The organism is Stenotrophomonas sp. GbtcB23, assembly GCF_019091045.1.
GTDB lineage: Bacteria > Pseudomonadota > Gammaproteobacteria > Xanthomonadales > Xanthomonadaceae > Stenotrophomonas > Stenotrophomonas rhizophila_A.
On the sequence record NZ_JAGXKC010000749.1, the window covers coordinates 1 to 231 of the forward strand.

Consider the following 231-nt stretch of genomic DNA (forward strand, 5'->3'; position numbering starts at 1 on the left):
CTTCACCCTGGAAGAGCGCGTGGCGACGTATTTCTCGCAGCTGCCCGAACGCACCTCGGCGGCCCTGCTGGGGGTGGACAACCGCACGCTGGAGGCGCGCGCCTACGTCGGGTCGGTGGCGTACGGTGACAGACAGCGGCTGGGTCACGTGGACATGGTCCAGGCCTGGCGTTCGCCCGGCTCCACGCTCAAGCCGTTCCTGTATGGCATGGCCATCGACGACGGCCTGAT

The 231-nt window shown here is 68.0% G+C and carries 1 protein-coding gene; it reads left to right on the top strand.

All coding sequences use genetic code 11. From position 1 onward, the window contains the following. The coding region (locus KVS69_RS20795) for a hypothetical protein (RefSeq protein WP_217540245.1) at positions 1-231 on the top strand (231 nt) is incomplete at both ends.